We start from the raw sequence: 16,457 nt of genomic DNA, 5'->3' as shown, positions 1-16,457 counted from the left end.
CAATTATTTTTTTAGGTCATCAATTTGATCCACTTTCGGCAAGTCATAAACTTTCTTGAAAAGAATTAATGCAAAGGCTTGAATCCCGAAACCAATCACTAAAGCCGTAAGAATCAATGCCTGCGGAACTGGATCTGCAAAAACCTCTGGTGGCATTCCATCCTCTTGAATAAAAGGTGCATTTTCACGCACGATTCTTCCTGCCACAAAAATGAACAGTGCGGTAGCATTTCCAATAATAACTATGCCGATGACCAACTTCACAAAATCTCTGTGCAACAATAGATAAATTCCTGCTGAGAAAAGTAGCCCAACCAATATGGATAATAAAAACTCCATCGCTCAATCGTTTTTTATGTTAGGTAATGCTAATTCTAATACCATACCCCATACCAAAGCATAAACCCCAATATCAAAAAGAAGAGGTGTCCCAAGTTTTGGAATTAAAGGTAGCTCAATGTCCAACCAATAGCCTTTGAAAAATCCTCCTCCTAAAATCATTCCTAATAGACCACTTAAGACCGCTAGTAATAAGCCAAGTGCCATGATTTTAGCAGGCGGCAATCGCAGTTTCTTTAAACTATGAGGAACATCATAAGCAAAAGCATCAAGTATAAAAGCCGCACCAGCCATAAGCCCACCAATGAATCCTCCACCTGGTAAATTATGCCCTCTAAAGAGAAGGAATAGGGAAAAAAGCAGCATAAATGGCACTATAATTCGGGCGCTATTTTTCAGAATAAATGAATTCATAGCGATTTTCTATTTTTTGAATAATTCACTAATGCGAAAACGCCTAGTGCGGCAATTGCCAAAACAGATATTTCACCTAAGGTATCCAACACTCTAAAATCAACTAAGATAACATTGACCATGTTTTTCCCTTTTGCAGCTGAATAGCTGTTTTCAGCATAGAATTCCTTTAGCTTAGAGTTTAAAGGATCGTAGGTAATTGAAAATAGAATTAAGGTTATCAAAAGACCTGTTCCTAAAGCAATAATTGCATCTCTTACTCTGGCAGAGTTTCGCTTTCGTAGCATTTTCTTGGGCAGCTTATGCAGAATAAGTACAAAAACAGTGATGGTCAAAGCATCAATCAGAATGAATGTGATCGCTAAATCAGGAGCACCCGCTTCCAAAAATATGATTGAAATGGCAATCCCAACTACTGATAATGATAACAGAGCTGAAATGTTAGATCGTGTAAATAACGTAAATCCTAAAGCTATCAGGACTATTAAGCCTAATATCAGCTCGAAAAAATAGACGTCAATCGCTGCTGTATCGATTCTAATTCCTGCTTTGAAAAGAAATGTATAGCCAGTCAATATCAAAATAACCAGTAAGGTTACCATGGCATAATTTCGCAAGTAGCCTGTTTGAATTTTACTAGTTTGCCATTTCCCTAAAGATATGATGCCCTTAAACAACCTATCATATATTTTTGAAGGCTGTAGTGATGTGAAAAAACTCAACTTTAATTTCCAATTCAGCTTTAAGCTTGTAAAATATATTGCGGTTCCTAACAAAATGGACAACAAACTCAAATAGAAAGCATCGTTAAACCCATGCCATAAAGCCAAATGCTTGGCTTCAAAAGTTGGAAAAATAGTAGCAGAGGCTTTAGAAATTGAATGTGATAATGTATCTGGAAAAATACCGAAAGCTAATCCAGCTAGAGCGGTGACAAGTGGCGCAACAAAAATACCCTTATGAACTTTCTTAAGCTCGCCTTTTACTTCCTTACTAAAGAAAGCTTTATGGGTTAATACAAAAAATACTGCTACAAAGAACACTGAAGTGATAAGCACTGCAGCAATGTAAAACGATGAAAGCAGGGAACTATGCAAAACCATTTCTAAAAGCAATTCTTTAGCTACGAAACCAAAAAATGGGGCGATCCCAGCAAAAGAAAAGGCTGCCAAACAAACAATGACAAAAGCCACAGGAAGTTTTTTATAAAGCAATTTGGGAAACTCACTGATCTTCTTTGTCCCAGTTTGTTTATCTAAAATACCCGCCATCATGAATAGCGTAGATTTATAAAGTGCATGAGCAATAATATAAACCGTTCCAGCGAAAACAGCTGTTTCCGTTCCTATTCCATAAGCCATTGTCATAATTCCTAAGGCACTAATCGTAGAGTAAGCCAGTAGCTTTTTGATATTATCGGATTTGAAAGCCATAATTGCCCCAACTATCATGGTAATCCCTCCAATGGATGAAAGTAACATTTGCCATTCAACAGTTCCGCCCAAAATCGGAGAAAACCTAGCGAAAAAATAAATCCCAGCTTTCACCATAGTGGCAGAGTGCAAATAAGCACTAACTGGTGTAGGCGCTGCCATTGCATTGGGCAACCAAAAATGAAATGGGAATTGTGCTGATTTCGTAAAAGCCCCTACTGCTACGCAAAGTAAGATAGGAATGTAAAGTGTATGATGAGTCAGTAGCTCATGATGCTGGCTAAGGTTTGAAATAGTGTATTCATCCGTTACTATTCCAGTTAAAACCAATCCAGCTAAAAGAGCCAGTCCTCCAAAAGCAGTTATAAGCAATCCTTGCCAAGCAGCATAGCGAGCCGACTTTTTTTCGTTATTGTGCCCAATCAATAAAAATGAGGTAATGCTGGTCAATTCCCAAAATACTAAAATACTTAACCAATTATCTGCTAATACTAAGCCTAACATTGCTCCCATAAAGAGCGTCAATATCATAAAGAACCGACCCTTATGTTTAGCATCCTTCATATAAAATCCAGCATAGATATAGATCAAAAACCCTATTCCGCTAATTAAAAGACTAAAGAGAAAACTTAAACCATCTAAATAGAATGCTAATTCTAAATTGAAATAAGAATTCCACTCCAAGCTATCAGAAATTGGAAAAGATTTTTTGGTTAAATAGAGGTGCAAAAGCGAAATGAAAATGGAAAGCGGTGCAATTGAGAGAAAGAATGATAATTTATCAGCAAGAAATTTTTGGAACAAAGGCACCAAAAAAGCTAAAATAAAAATAGAAAGGATACATATTATCATATTCTCTTTGTCATTAAAAAATCATGTAAATGAAGTAGAACACTCTATTTCAATTACTTAAAGGAGAAATTGTTAATGGGCAATCGAATATAATGTTACACGCTTATCCAATTATGTGGTTTCATTTGCAAAAAATTACCCCATACAAAACCTTCATAATCCAAATAAATGGAACCCCAGAGAATGCTTTTGCGTTCTTAAAATTATATCGTAATATTGCAATATACTAATAGCGAAATGGGCGTAACAAAATCAAATTTATTCACAGAAGAGCAAAATGACTTAGCAAATGTGGCAAAAGCATTTGCACATCCGGCTCGCATTGCCATTATTCAATATTTATTGAAATCCAATGCCTGTATCAACGGACATTTAGTGGCGGAGCTCGGTTTAGCACAGGCTACCATCAGTCAGCATTTACGCGCTTTGAAAGATATTGGTATAATTCAAGGTACCATTGAGGGTGTATCAGTAAGTTACTGCATAAATCCCAAGCGCTGGGAGGAAGTAAAAAATCTTTTCAGCGATATTTTTGAGTTATATAAAAATCCGAATCAGCAGAACTGCTGCTGATATTTTTTTGCCATTAATCATCGTAATAAAACGATAATACATTTAAGAGAAATTATAAATAAAAAATCATGAAACTTATAGAAATCAAATCAAGATTAGAAAACTTAAGCGAAGTCAAATTTCAATTACCAAATGGAGAATTTGTTCCTCAGCATTTTCACATTACAGAAGTAGGCATCATCACGCGCAATTTTATTGATTGTGGCGGTACCATGCGAAATGAAAAGACTGTGAATTTCCAATTATGGGAGGCGGGTGATTATGACCACAGACTGGGAGCTAAAAAACTTCATGATATTATCACCCTATCCGAAGATAAATTAGGCATAGATGATAATTTGGAAGTAGAAGTGGAATATCAAGGCGCAACTATCGGTAAATATCATTTGGACTTCAATGGTGAAAATTTTGTATTGCTTAATACTCAAACAGATTGTTTAGCCAAAGATAAATGTGGAATTCCTGAATCAAAACCGAAAGTGCAATTGGCTGATGTTTCAGGTTCTAGCTCAAATTCATGTGAACCTGGCGGTGGATGTTGCTAATAATTCTAAAAAGACATTTTGGTTAACACTTATTTAAAATGTTCCAGAAACTAACTGATTACATCGGAAAATTAGATCCGAACTTTATTCCAGCGGAGAGAAAGGAAGTACTGGGGTCTTTTATTGATTATATACAGGAGAAGATCAATTCAGGGCTCCATATATCCCTGAATTTTATTTGTACCCACAACTCTCGCAGAAGCCATCTTTCTCAAATTTGGGCTCAAACAATGACAGAGCATTTCCAATTGAATCAAGTTACTTGCTACTCTGGCGGAACAGCTGCTACAGCTATATATCCAATGGTGATAAAAGTTTTGGAAGAAGCTGGTTTTGAAACTGTTCAACTTTCTAAAGAAGATAATCCAGTTTTTGCAATAAAATACAATGCGGATAGTCATCCTATCATTGCTTTTTCAAAGACTTGCGATCATCCATTTAATCCATCTATTGGTTTTGCCGCCTTGATGACTTGCTCGGATGCAGATGAAAATTGTCCTTTCATACCAGGGACGGAAAAAAGAATTGCTTTAAATTATGAAGACCCAAAAGCTTTTGATGACAGTCCGCTTCAAAAAAGTAAATATGAAGAAAGAAGTCGTCAAATTGCAACTGAACTTTTTTACGTATTCTCTAAAATTAAGAAGCCATGAGTGAAGCCACAGGAAAGAAGAAAATGGCATTTTTTGAACGCTATTTAAGCGTTTGGGTAGCCTTATGTATAGGAGCGGGAATTTTGATAGGGTATTTAGCAGGAGATGACATTTCCTTTTTGAGTGATATGGAAATTTATAAAGTCAATCTCCCAATTGCTATTTTAATATGGATGATGATTTATCCTATGATGCTGCAAATCGATTTCTCCAGTATAAAAGGAGTTGGTAAAGCGCCAAAAGGATTGATCATGACGGTCATTATCAATTGGTTGATCAAGCCTTTCACCATGGCATTTTTTGCCTGGATCTTCTTTGAGCACTTGTACTCCGCTTTTATTGCTCCTGAAATGGCGGGTGAATATATTGCAGGAGCTATCTTGTTAGGTGCAGCACCTTGTACTGCCATGGTTTTTGTCTGGTCCTATTTAACCGATGGTGATCCGAATTACACCTTAGTGCAGGTTTCCGTTAATGACCTCATTATTTTGGTGGCTTTTATTCCTTTGGTTGGTTTTCTTTTGGGTATAACTGACATTACAATTCCTTATGGAACACTAGCAGCAAGCATCATTATTTTCGTTGTCATTCCTTTAGTAGCTGGCGTGATTACCAATAAAATCTTAGTAGCCCAAAAAGGCGAAAAATGGTTTCAGGAAGTGTTTTTACCAAAGTTCAAACCAGTAAGCATCATTGCATTGCTTTTAACCTTGATTTTGCTGTTTGCCTTCCAAGGACCTAATATCTTAGACAATCCAATTATCATTTTACTAATTGCCGTTCCGCTTATTCTTCAAACCTATTTTATATTTTTCATAGCCTGGTTTGCCGGAAGAAAGTTAAAGCTTTCTCATGCCGTTTGTTCGCCAGCAGCCATGATTGGCGCCAGTAATTTCTTTGAACTAGCAGTGGCAGTGGCCATAGCTTTATTCGGGTTGCAAAGTCCTGCCGCATTGGTGACTGTAGTGGGAGTATTAGTAGAAGTTCCTGTTATGCTATCTTTGGTAGCTTTGGCAAATAAGTGGAAGTATTAGGTGTACAGGCACACGCATGCGCCAACTTGCGAAAAGCTAACAGGTTTTTATAAAATCGAAAAATTATCCTATGCTAGAAGATAAAATCTATGATGTTATAATTATCGGAGGCGGCCAAAGTGCTCTTGCTTGCGGTTACTATCTTCGCAGAACCAATTTAGAGTATGTCATTCTAGATAATCAGGTAAGTTGCGGGGGTGCCTGGCCACATGCTTGGGATTCGTTAACTCTGTTTTCGCCTGCGGAACACAGTTCCTTGCCCGGTTGGCTGATGCCTAAATCAGAACATGAATTTCCAACCAAAACAGAAGTAATTGACTATGTATGTCAATATGAGAAGCGTTATAAATTACCTGTTGAAAGACCTTTTCAAGTAAAAGAAGTCAAAAAAGAAGCTTCTTACTTTACTATAATCACTGATAAATCAAATTTCTACTCCAAAACCATAATCTCAGCTACTGGCACTTTCGGCACCCCATTTATTCCTAATGTTCCTGGTAGAGAAATATTTAAAGGAACACAATTGCATTCGGCATACTATCAAAAGCCAGAAGGCTTTACTGATCAAAAAGTATTGATAGTGGGAGAGGGAAATTCTGGTGCTCAAATTTTGGCTGAAGTTTCCAAAGTGGCTGATACAGTTTGGACTACACGTAAAACTCCTGAATTTTTGCCTGATGATGTAGATGGTAGAGTTTTATTTGATCAAGCATCCGCTAAATATTATGCTGAAAAGAAAGGTGAGAAATTTGATGCTTCAAAATATAATTTAGGAAATATTGTGATGGTACCTTCAGTAAAAGAAGCTCGAAAAAGAGATGTCTTACATTCAAAAGGACAATTTAAAGCATTTACCGAATCAGGAGTGCTTTGGGTAAATGGAAAAGAAGAATCATTTGATGCCGTGATTTGGTGCACTGGTTTTGGTTTTGCCACAGACCATCTAAAAAAGATTATCTCAACGGATGAAAGAGGCAAAATTAAGACTAAAGGTACTCGCTCTGTTGAAGAAGAAAATCTATGGTTAGTGGGTTATGGCGGCTGGACAGGCTTTGCTTCTGCTACTTTGATTGGGGTTGGAAGATCAGCTAGAGCCACCATTAAAGAAATACAAACAACTCTAGATGGAAACGAAAACTATCAAGCTAATTTGTGATACTACCTAACGACCATTAGTTCTTAAAACATACACTTGTTTTCTTTTACGAAGAATACATGTAATTATTCCAATATATATATAACTTATTCGGCTTAACTCTAATTTAATTTGTATTTATTTCTCATATTGAGTTAAAACCAAAATATAAAATCCATGAAAAAACAGTATCTAATGATGATTATTCTGTTCCTGATCGGGACGGTTTCATACGCTCAGGATCGGGTGATAGAAGGAAAGGTGGTAAGCGCCAGTGACGGGTTACCACTGATAGGAGCTACAGTAGTAAAGAAAGGGTCTACTTCTGGTGCTACAACAGACTTAGACGGAAAGTTTAAGATTGAGCTTTCAAAACCAGAAGTGCTCGTTGTTTCTTTTATCGGTTTTGCCGAACAAGAAATCGCTGTAAATCCAGATCAAACTGAAAATTTAACAATACGGCTTGAAGAAGATATCACGAAATTAAATGAAGTGGTAGTTTCAGGCTTGGCTTCAAGTGTGAAAAGATCGAATTTGGGTAATGCTGTAGCTACAGTTTCTTCCGAAGAGTTAACAGGAATGACCAATCAACCGACAATGGACAATGCCCTTTATGGCAAGGTAACTGGAGTAAATATAACTTCCAGCTCAGGAGCGCCAGGTGGTGGTGTTGCCATGAGACTTAGAGGAGTTACTTCTATTACAGGAAATAATCAACCCTTATTTATAATTGATGGTGTTTATGTCAGCAATGCAGAAATCCCAAGTGGATTAAGAAATGCTTCAGGAGCAAATTCAGGAAATGAAGAAAATGCTTCTAACAGAATAGCCGATTTGGCACCTAGTGATATTGAAAATATTGAAGTTTTGAAAGGTCCTTCTGCTGCTGCAATATATGGTGCACGTGCGAATGCTGGTGTTGTAATAATTACTACCAAACGTGGTAAGAGAGGAGAAACTAGAGTAAATTTAACTCAGGATGTAGGTTTCAGTACAATACAAAGAAAAGTAGGTATTGGTCAAAGAGATTGGACGCCTTCCTTAGTTGAAGAAGTATTTGGCTCAGATGAAGTAGCGAGGTATAATGCAGCCATAAATGGACGAGGTTTAGTTGATTATGAAGAAGAAATCTATGGAGAAACCGGTTTAATCACTGATACCAAAATTAGCGCTACTGGGGGCAGTGAAAATACTAAATTCTATGTTGGCGCTTCTTTAAGAGATGAAGAGGGTATCATTAAAAACACTGGTTATACAAGAGCTAGTATCCGAGCTAACATAGACCATCAGTTAACTGATCGAATTAAATTTACAACTTCCAGCAATTTTGTCAATTCTACTACTCAAAGAGGTTTTACGGGAAATGAAAATGAAGGAGGCTTGAGTATGGGATATAATATGGCTTTTACAAGACCATGGGCAAATCTTTATCCTGATGAATTTGGCAATTACCCGGATAATCCAAATGCAGCTGGTAATATGCTATTGGTAAGAGACAGAGCAATTAATGATGAAGTCATTAATCGCTACATACAGGGAGCAAGTATAGATGTAAGCCTGTATGAAACTGACCAATCTTTCTTAAAATTCAAATGGAATGGTGGTTTTGACAGCTACAGTTTAGACACTTATGTGTACGTGCCTGAGTATCACCAAGCACAAAGAGGTCTACAAAACGGATTTATTGGAGTAGGTAAAAACAGTATTTTTAACACTAACAATCAAGGTTTCTTAGTTTGGGACAATTATCTGAGTGGTGGTTCAATTCAATTAACCTCACAAGTGGGATATACCTACATTACGTTTGATAGAGATTTAGTATATAATCAAGCTACACAGTTAATCCCAGGACAAACTACTTTAGGACAATCTGGTACACAAGAGTTTGACCAAACCTTAGAAAACGTCAAGGAATTCGGATATTTTGCTCAGCAAGAACTGAATTATGAAGATAAAATTATTGGTACATTAGGTATCAGAGCTGATAAATCTACCTTGAATGCTGATCAGAATCAATTCTACTACTTCCCTAAAGCATCAATAGCTTTAAACTTAGCTAATTTTGATTTCTGGAATTTAGATTTGTTCAATCAATTTAAATTACGAGCAGCTTATGGTGAAACAGGATCAAGTGCAACCTTTGGTTCATTATACACAAGTTTCCAAGCAGTTAATATTGGCGGTTCACCTGGAGTTTCTGTTGGCGGATTAAGAGGGAGTGAAGAATTAATTCCTGAAACAGCTTCTGAATTTGAAACGGGTATAGATGTAACATTGCTAGAAAACAAATTATCATTCACTGCTACTTATTACAATCGAAATATAAACGATTTGATCCTTCAGAGAGCCTTACAGCCATCAACAGGATTTAGTCTAGAGGTAACGAACCTTGCTGATTTACAAAATCAAGGGTTAGAATTAGCGTTAAATGCAAACCCAGTACAAAATGAAAATTTTGTATGGACATCTACTACAAACTTCTGGTTCAATAGATCAGAAATTACAAGATTAGATGTTCCAGCATTTGCGCCTGCAGGCTCAGGTTTCGGCTTAGGTTTGGGTACTGCTTTTATTGAGGAAGGTCAACCCGTAACTCAACTTAAAGGAACAATTGATGGCGAAGTTGTAACTGTAGGGGATGCAGAACCTGACTTTCAAACTTCATTTCTAAACAACTTTACAATTTTTAAGAATTTTGATTTCAGCTTCTTGATTCATGTAAAACAGGGAGGTAGTAATTTAAACCTCACAACATATTTAACTGATTTAGCCGGCTTAACAGGTGATCTAGATGATCCATCAGGGGAAGAGAGAACATCTAATCCTAATACTGATAGATTTATTGAAGATGCGTCTTACATGAGACTCAGAGAGATCGCATTGTATTATAGATTACCTGAATCTGCTGTCAGCGTATTCAATGGAGCTGTTAATAAAATTAAGATTGGTGCATCTGGTAGAAACCTATGGACAATAACTCCATATACAGGCTATGATCCAGAAGTTTCTGCAAAAGGTGGGACAGGACTTTCAACAGGTTTGGATGTCAACCCTTTCCCTTCTACTAAGCAAGTTTATTTTCACCTAGCCTTAGAATTTTAAAAAGAAAAATTATGAAAAATTTTAATATAAAATCAATTGCATCGGGATTATTAGCTATTTCTTTGCTGTTCTTCTATTCATGTGAATTTGAAGATCAAGTAGATCCAAATAATCCGAATTTGCAGCAATACAATCAAGACGCAACTGTCAATGAGTTGAATAACATTGTTGTTGGAATGGAATCAGGAATGCGTAATGGATTAACATTATATGTTACCTCAACAGGTACTATTGCCAGAGAATTATATTTATTTAATGCTGATCCTAGAAATACAGAGGACTTATTAGGTAAAAATGGAGGACAATTAGACAATAATGTCTTCTACTTGAATGGCCCATACAATGGAAGCTATACCAACGTAAAGAATGCTAACATTCTATTAAATGCATTGGAAAATACGGAATTCGTTTCTGATGAAGAAAAAGCTGGATATAGAGGATTTGCAAATACCGTTATTGCCTTACAGGAATTGCGCGTATTGAATATGCTAGACGAAAATGGAATCAGAATTGATGTTGCCGACCCTGATAATTTAGGCCCTTTTGTAGGTAAGGATGCAGCTTTAGCACACATTGCAGAGTTATTGAATTCTGCTAATACTCAACTTGCTAATGCTGGTGCAGAATTTCCATTCAGCCTTTCATCAGGGTTTGATGGATTTAATACTCCTGAGACCTTCGCTCAATTTAATAGAGCTTTAGCAGCGAGAGTAGCTATTTATAGAGAAGATTGGGGATCAGTAGCCGGACTGCTTGCAGATTCATTCTACGACCCTAATGGTGATTTATCTATTGGCCCTAAGCATAGCTTTTCTACTGCTTCCGGGGATCAGTTAAATGGCTTATTCAAGATTCCAGGTAATAATGGCGACATGATAGTGGTTCACGATAGATTTCTTGAAAATGCAGAGGAAGGTGCTGATACTTTGGACTTACGAATCTTGACCAAAATGGCAGTAAGAGAAAATGCGGCTTCTCAAGACGGTTTAAATGGAGAACTAGAAACTGCATTATACAACAGCCCTACTTCACCAGTAGATATTATTAGAAATGAAGAACTTATATTAATTGCTGCAGAAGCCAAGCTTCAAAATAATGATATACCTGGTGCAATAGCAGACTTGAATATTATCAGAGATAATGCTGGTCTTGATCCTTACAGTGGCGCACAAACTAGAGCAGCTGTTATTGACGAATTATTAACTCAAAGGCAATATTCCTTATGGTGTGAAGGTCATACCATGGTCGATTTGCGAAGATATGGTAGATTAAATGCCGACAATTTACCCGTAGATAGAGAGGGGGATCAAGTTTTTACTCAATTCCCAATCCCACTAACAGAAGCAGAATAATAATTTTAGATTAATTTTTGAAGCCCTCTGTTTTCAAGATGAAAATTGGAGGGCTTTTTCATTTATTGTATTACATCTACTATTAACGACTCTTATATCCTCCCGTTTTTCTTGTTTGTAATTGTATAAATCATTAGTTTTCTTATACCATTGATTGTTACTAAATACAACCCAAAATCTTGCGACTGCTCTACATATTTTTCTGTTTATTCATTTTTAGTAATTCCTTTGCCAAAAATGAAATTTATATAAGCCCTGGTCAAACTTATAAAAGGTTAGGAAAGCAAATTCAATTTTTAGAAGATCCGAGCCATAACTTAACATTTCAAAATATTCAATCTCCACAATATCAGTCACGCTTTACATACGGTAAACAAGAAATCCCCACTTACGGTCTGGAAGACATTACATTATGGGTGAAAATAGAAATTCAGCATTCAAAGCAGTTTGAGACACCCTATATTTTAGAAATAGGCTACCCCACCTTTGATTCTATAAATTACTTTATTTTACAAGAAAATAATTTGGTTGAAAAAGGTTTTCTCGGTGATCGCATAAAATTTTCAGAACGCCAAATTCATCATAAAAACTTTATAATCCCCTTAGAACTGAATCAAACTGAAGCCTCCACTATTTACTTAAAGATTAATAATAAAGGGTCCATCATTCTACCTTTAAATATAAAACCAAAAGAACAGTTATTTTCTGATGATATCCCAGAAGAAATATTTTACGGCATTTTCTACGGGATAATGCTGGTTATGCTCCTTTATAATTTGTTTTTAGCTTTTTCAGCTCGCTCTATAAATTACATCTATTATGTAGGAATTATTTTAGGAAACCTATTGACACTCTCTGCTCTCAATGGCCATGCATTCATGTATTTATGGTACGATATGCCATGGTGGGGAAACCATGTAATTGTATTTGGTATAGGTCTGTGGATATTAGCGGGCAATCAATTTACTGCTAGCTTCTTGGAAACCAGGAAATATTTCCCTCGATATGATTGGATTTTCAAAACAATGAAGCTGGTTGGTCTCTTGATTATCATTATGGCATTTATCGCAGATTATTCTGTTAGTCTGAAAATTTCAAACTATTCATTAGTAGTCAATTGTCTTGTACTGCTTTTCAGCGGAATATATTTTTGGATCAAAAGGATAAAAGTAGCCAGTATTTTTACGTTAGCCTGGACAGCCTATCTAGTTGGTGTTTTGCTATATACTTTAAGAAATCTCGGTTTTTTACCTGTTACCTCCATAACCTCTCATGTTCTAGAATTTGGTGCCATAACAGAAATTGTTTTACTTTCTGTTTCTCTTGGCTATAAATATCGTCTTTTAGAAACTGAAAAAAATGAAGCACAACAAAATGCATTAGATTTAATGGCACAGAGCCAAAAATTAGTACAGGAACAAAATGAACAACTGGAACGAAAAGTAACTTTAAGAACAGCAGAATTAGAACAAAAGCAGGAGGAAATCTTAACTCAAAATGAGGAATTAAACTCAAAAAATGAAAGACTTACCGAAGCGCAGCAGATCATAGAAGCACAAAATTTACAGCTAAAAGAATATACGGATGACTTAGAAGCGCAAGTGGCTAAGCGTACCAAAGATTTGGAAGATACGAATACAGAATTAGCTCAAAACGTCCAAAAATTAGAGCAATATGCTTTTATGACTGCTCATAATTTACGTGCTCCAGTTGCCAGATTATTAGGATTAACCCATTTATTGCAAATCAGTCCAGATAGTGAAAAGTCAGAGTGGCAAACTATTGTTTCTAAAATAAAGGAAGAAGGGGATAGTTTGGATGCCGTTATAAAAGATCTAAATGCAATTTTGGACTTAAGAAAAGAGGCAGAAAAAAATCAAGAATGGATAGATCTATCTGAAAGACTAGAACAAACCAAAAGAATTCTAAAAAACTCAATTGAAATAAGTAATGCCGAAATTCAATTTGACAACAGTGTCTTCAAGGAGATAAAAAGTAATCCTACATATATAGACAGTATTTTTTATAATCTTATTTCAAATGCCATCAAATATCGCTCAGAAAAAAGAAAGTTGATAATTGAAATCACCACTAGAATAGAAGACGACAAAAAATATATCATTTTTAGCGATAATGGTGTAGGTATTGATTTAGAGAAAAATAGAGAGAAAATATTTGGTATGTATAAAAGATTTCACACCCATGTTGAAGGTAAAGGACTTGGCTTATACTTAGTGAAAAGTCAAATGGAAATCTTAGGTGGAGAAATAAATGTAGAAAGTAAATTAGAAGAGGGTACAACTTTCACATTAGTTTTCCCTTTCACTTAGTTTTATTTCGTACTCAACAGCACCTACATTGAAATTACGCTGAACACAAACACCCTTTTCATTATATTCATAAATAGATTTTTCCCCTTCATCATCTAACATCATAAAACGATTCTCTTCGGGTAATTTTGCTATTTTATTGTATTTATGAGTGCTTTCCGAGAATACTGAATCTCTTTTTTGAGGCTGATTAAAATACATTTTTACCAAGCTATTTATCACTGGTTTTTCGTGCCAGGCCTTGGTAGTGTCAATTGTCGTCCTATAGTATTTCTTGCCAAGCAATTGCTCGATTTTAGCTTCCTCGGCTTTCTCGCCATTTATTTTCTCTACAAAATAGGCTTGGCGTAAGGTATCATTTTGATAAATAGCCTCATGCAATTGCACCATTTCCGTGGGTCTAAAAAGCTTATATTCCAAATCCATGACGGCTGAATAATAAACCTTTCCACTATCCAATGCCTTTTTCGTAACCAGCATGTTGCCCACTGGTTTGCCTTGAATGGTGACATCATAAACTAGCTCTTGGGCAAGTCCGATAGCACTATTTAATAAGATAACTGTAATTATAACAAACTTCAACCTGCCCATTCCTCTCTATCTAAACTTCTATATTGTATAGCTTCCGCCAAATGTTCAATCTTTATATCTTCACTCCCTGCCAAATCGGCTATCGTACGAGATACTTTCATAATTCTATCGTAAGCTCTTGCCGAAAGTCCTAATTTTTCCATGGCATTCTTTAATAACGCCTTTCCAGCTGAATTTATTACACAAACTTCCTTTACTATTTGTGAGGGCATCAACGCATTGGAATGAATATCCTCTAAACCCTCAAATCGCTCTTTTTGTACCTCTTTGGCTGCTATTACTCTTGTTCTGATCGTCTCACTGCTTTCTGCTTTTCGGTCAGCTGTCATTTGGTCAAAAGAAACTGGCGTGACTTCCACGTGCAAGTCAATTCTATCCAAAAGCGGTCCGCTGACTTTATTTAAATAACGCTTTACAGACCCAGGAGGGCAGACACATTCTTTTTCTGGATGATTATAGTATCCACATGGACATGGATTCATACTAGCCAATAGCATAAAATTGGCAGGAAAATCTACCGAGACTTTTGCTCTGGAAATCGTTACTCTCCTTTCTTCGAGTGGTTGTCGCATCACTTCCAAGACCGTGCGCTTGAATTCCGGAAGCTCATCAAGAAACAACACGCCATTATTGGCTAATGAAATTTCACCCGGCTGAGGAATGCCGCCACCGCCCACTAAAGCCACATCAGAAATGGTATGGTGAGGTGCCCTGTATGGACGTGTAGCAATCAAAGAAGCATTGGCACCCAATCTACCAGCTACAGAATGGATTTTTGTAGTTTCTAATGCTTCAGTCAAACTCAATGGAGGTAAAATAGAAGGAAACCGTTTTGCCAACATTGTTTTTCCAGCACCTGGAGGTCCAACCATAATTACGTTATGACCACCAGCAGCAGCTATTTCCAATGCCCTTTTTATATTTTCCTGACCCTGCACATCTGCAAAATCAGCTTCATAATCGTTTATATTAGTGAAGAAGATATCCCGAGTATCCATTTCCACTGGTTTGATGTCAGAAGTACCTTCCAGCACACCTATGGCTTCATTAAGATTTGAAACTCCGATTACATCCAAATTATTAACAATTGCAGCTTCTGCTGCATTTTCTTGTGGAAGAATAAAACCTTTGAATCCTTGCTTTCTGGCTTCTATAGCAATAGGCAAAACCCCTTTTATGGGTCTTAGCGTTCCGTCCAAAGCTAGTTCACCCATTATCATATATTCCCCTAATTCTTCGGTGAAAATCTGTTCCGATCCACTTAAAATCCCCAATGCTATGGGTAGATCATAAGCAGAACCTTCTTTTTTCACGTCAGCAGGTGCCAAATTCACCACAACTTTCTGGCGCGGCATTTTATAACCACTGTATTTTATAGCGGCATCAATACGATGTTCACTTTCTTTAATGGCATTATCGGGTAAGCCCACCATATGAAACTTTGTGCCCTGGCTGACATTTACTTCTATGGTAATTACATTGGCATCTACTCCGAAAACTGAACTTCCATAAGATTTAGCTAGCATACCCTAATCTTTTTTCAATCAGTAAAATAAAAATGTGAATTATTTTGATGTGAATTTCTTGAATTCTGTCTGCATATCCATTATGTGGAACTCGGATTTCCACATCGCACTCTTTAGCTAGTTTACCACCATCTTTGCCTGTAAGTGCAATAATCTTCAATCCTTTGGCTTTGGCAGCCTTGCAAGCTTCTAGAATATTTTTCGAATTTCCGCTAGTGCTGATGGCAAGTAAAACATCTCCTTTTCTGCCTAAGGCTTCTAAAGCCCTGCTGAAAATAAAGTCGAAACCATAATCATTGCCAACACAAGTGGTATGACTAATATCTGAAAGAGCCATGGCGGCTATTGCTGGACGAGCTTCTCTAAATTTACCGCTTAATTCTTCCGCAAAATGCATGGCATCGCAATGAGACCCGCCATTACCACAACTCATTACTTTTCCTTCTTGCTTAAAGGACTCGACCATCAATTCTACTGCCGTTTCTATATTGGCTAACTGCTCGGGTTGGTTTAAAAAATCATCCAGCGTTTTTTGAGCTGAACTTAGTTCGTTTTTAATAAGGTTAATCATTCAGGTC

At 36.6% G+C, this 16,457-nt stretch carries 14 protein-coding genes; 8 read left to right on the top strand and 6 right to left on the bottom strand.

The annotated features are described in order from the left end of the window. Positions 1 to 3: 3 nt before the first annotated feature. Genes FTRAC_RS13175 through mbhE form a run of 3 tightly spaced genes read right to left on the bottom strand, consistent with a single transcriptional unit; the run spans position 4 to position 3,038 of the window. A complete protein-coding gene (locus FTRAC_RS13175; RefSeq protein WP_013454757.1) occupies positions 4 to 339 on the bottom strand; it encodes an NADH-quinone oxidoreductase subunit K in 336 nt (111 codons plus the stop codon). A 3-nt stretch (positions 340 to 342) separates the two neighbouring features. Beyond that, positions 343 to 753, bottom strand: coding sequence for a Na+/H+ antiporter subunit B (locus FTRAC_RS13170; RefSeq protein WP_013454756.1), 411 nt, complete (start codon positions 751 to 753; stop codon positions 343 to 345). Beyond that, a complete protein-coding gene (gene mbhE, locus FTRAC_RS13165) occupies positions 750 to 3,038 on the bottom strand; it encodes a hydrogen gas-evolving membrane-bound hydrogenase subunit E (protein ID WP_013454755.1) in 2,289 nt (762 codons plus the stop codon). Before mbhE ends, FTRAC_RS13170 begins: the two co-directional genes overlap by 4 nt. 237 nt (positions 3,039 to 3,275) lie before the next feature. Here mbhE and FTRAC_RS13160 point away from each other — a divergent pair, with 237 nt between their 5' ends. The 8 genes from FTRAC_RS13160 to FTRAC_RS13125 all read left to right on the top strand — a co-directional run bounded on the left by FTRAC_RS13160 (position 3,276) and on the right by FTRAC_RS13125 (position 13,762). Beyond that, a complete protein-coding gene (locus tag FTRAC_RS13160) occupies positions 3,276 to 3,611 on the top strand; it encodes an ArsR/SmtB family transcription factor (protein WP_013454754.1) in 336 nt (111 codons plus the stop codon). A gap of 68 nt (positions 3,612 to 3,679) precedes the next feature. Further along, complete coding sequence (locus FTRAC_RS13155; RefSeq protein ID WP_013454753.1) at positions 3,680 to 4,156, top strand: DUF6428 family protein; 477 nt, start codon at positions 3,680 to 3,682, stop codon at positions 4,154 to 4,156. Between the two features lie 38 nt (positions 4,157 to 4,194). Beyond that, positions 4,195 to 4,809, top strand: coding sequence for an arsenate-mycothiol transferase ArsC (locus FTRAC_RS13150; protein WP_013454752.1), 615 nt, complete (start codon positions 4,195 to 4,197; stop codon positions 4,807 to 4,809). After that, positions 4,806 to 5,843: an ACR3 family arsenite efflux transporter gene (gene arsB, locus FTRAC_RS13145; RefSeq protein WP_013454751.1), complete on the top strand. Its 1,038-nt coding sequence runs from the start codon at positions 4,806 to 4,808 to the stop codon at positions 5,841 to 5,843. The genes FTRAC_RS13150 and arsB overlap by 4 nt, the downstream gene beginning before the upstream one ends. A 70-nt stretch (positions 5,844 to 5,913) precedes the next feature. Next, positions 5,914 to 6,999, top strand: coding sequence for an ArsO family NAD(P)H-dependent flavin-containing monooxygenase (locus FTRAC_RS13140; RefSeq protein ID WP_013454750.1), 1,086 nt, complete (start codon positions 5,914 to 5,916; stop codon positions 6,997 to 6,999). Between the two features lie 156 nt (positions 7,000 to 7,155). Then, complete coding sequence (locus FTRAC_RS13135; RefSeq protein WP_041649837.1) at positions 7,156 to 10,080, top strand: SusC/RagA family TonB-linked outer membrane protein; 2,925 nt, start codon at positions 7,156 to 7,158, stop codon at positions 10,078 to 10,080. Positions 10,081 to 10,091: 11 nt separating this feature from the next. After that, the gene (locus FTRAC_RS13130) at positions 10,092 to 11,432 is read left to right on the top strand and encodes a RagB/SusD family nutrient uptake outer membrane protein (RefSeq protein ID WP_013454748.1); all 1,341 of its coding nucleotides are present in this window, start codon (positions 10,092 to 10,094) and stop codon (positions 11,430 to 11,432) included. A gap of 179 nt (positions 11,433 to 11,611) precedes the next feature. Further along, positions 11,612 to 13,762 (top strand): sensor histidine kinase, encoded by a 2,151-nt coding sequence (locus FTRAC_RS13125; protein ID WP_013454747.1) that lies wholly within the window; start codon positions 11,612 to 11,614, stop codon positions 13,760 to 13,762. Here FTRAC_RS13125 and FTRAC_RS13120 read toward each other — a convergent pair. Genes FTRAC_RS13120 through lpcA form a run of 3 tightly spaced genes read right to left on the bottom strand, consistent with a single transcriptional unit; the run spans position 13,742 to position 16,450 of the window. After that, positions 13,742 to 14,353 carry a DUF6134 family protein gene (locus FTRAC_RS13120; RefSeq protein WP_013454746.1) on the bottom strand — a complete coding sequence of 204 codons (612 nt, stop codon included), beginning with the start codon at positions 14,351 to 14,353 and terminating at the stop codon, positions 13,742 to 13,744. The genes FTRAC_RS13125 and FTRAC_RS13120 overlap by 21 nt on opposite strands. Further along, a complete protein-coding gene (locus FTRAC_RS13115; RefSeq protein WP_013454745.1) occupies positions 14,341 to 15,879 on the bottom strand; it encodes a YifB family Mg chelatase-like AAA ATPase in 1,539 nt (512 codons plus the stop codon). The genes FTRAC_RS13120 and FTRAC_RS13115 overlap by 13 nt, the downstream gene beginning before the upstream one ends. Continuing rightward, on the bottom strand, positions 15,869 to 16,450 hold the full coding sequence (gene lpcA / locus FTRAC_RS13110) for a D-sedoheptulose 7-phosphate isomerase (RefSeq protein ID WP_013454744.1): 582 nt from the start codon (positions 16,448 to 16,450) through the stop codon (positions 15,869 to 15,871). The genes FTRAC_RS13115 and lpcA overlap by 11 nt, the downstream gene beginning before the upstream one ends. Positions 16,451 to 16,457 lie beyond the last annotated feature (7 nt).

It is taken from the genome of Marivirga tractuosa DSM 4126 (assembly GCF_000183425.1).
Classification (GTDB): Bacteria; Bacteroidota; Bacteroidia; order Cytophagales; family Cyclobacteriaceae; genus Marivirga; species Marivirga tractuosa.
This window is presented reverse-complemented; position numbering and strand designations above follow the sequence as displayed.

Excerpts from the sequence above, each read along its gene's own strand:
- FTRAC_RS13175 (WP_013454757.1), bottom strand. The coding sequence starts at position 339 with ATGGAGTTTTTATTATCCATATTGGTTGGGCTACTTTTCTCAGCAGGA.
- FTRAC_RS13170 (WP_013454756.1), bottom strand. The coding sequence starts at position 753 with ATGAATTCATTTATTCTGAAAAATAGCGCCCGAATTATAGTGCCATTT.
- mbhE (WP_013454755.1), bottom strand. The coding sequence starts at position 3,038 with ATGATAATATGTATCCTTTCTATTTTTATTTTAGCTTTTTTGGTGCCT.
- FTRAC_RS13160 (WP_013454754.1), top strand. The coding sequence starts at position 3,276 with ATGGGCGTAACAAAATCAAATTTATTCACAGAAGAGCAAAATGACTTA.
- FTRAC_RS13155 (WP_013454753.1), top strand. The coding sequence starts at position 3,680 with ATGAAACTTATAGAAATCAAATCAAGATTAGAAAACTTAAGCGAAGTC.
- FTRAC_RS13150 (WP_013454752.1), top strand. The coding sequence starts at position 4,195 with ATGTTCCAGAAACTAACTGATTACATCGGAAAATTAGATCCGAACTTT.
- arsB (WP_013454751.1), top strand. The coding sequence starts at position 4,806 with ATGAGTGAAGCCACAGGAAAGAAGAAAATGGCATTTTTTGAACGCTAT.
- FTRAC_RS13140 (WP_013454750.1), top strand. The coding sequence starts at position 5,914 with ATGCTAGAAGATAAAATCTATGATGTTATAATTATCGGAGGCGGCCAA.
- FTRAC_RS13135 (WP_041649837.1), top strand. The coding sequence starts at position 7,156 with ATGAAAAAACAGTATCTAATGATGATTATTCTGTTCCTGATCGGGACG.
- FTRAC_RS13130 (WP_013454748.1), top strand. The coding sequence starts at position 10,092 with ATGAAAAATTTTAATATAAAATCAATTGCATCGGGATTATTAGCTATT.
- FTRAC_RS13120 (WP_013454746.1), bottom strand. The coding sequence starts at position 14,353 with ATGGGCAGGTTGAAGTTTGTTATAATTACAGTTATCTTATTAAATAGT.
- FTRAC_RS13115 (WP_013454745.1), bottom strand. The coding sequence starts at position 15,879 with ATGCTAGCTAAATCTTATGGAAGTTCAGTTTTCGGAGTAGATGCCAAT.
- lpcA (WP_013454744.1), bottom strand. The coding sequence starts at position 16,450 with ATGATTAACCTTATTAAAAACGAACTAAGTTCAGCTCAAAAAACGCTG.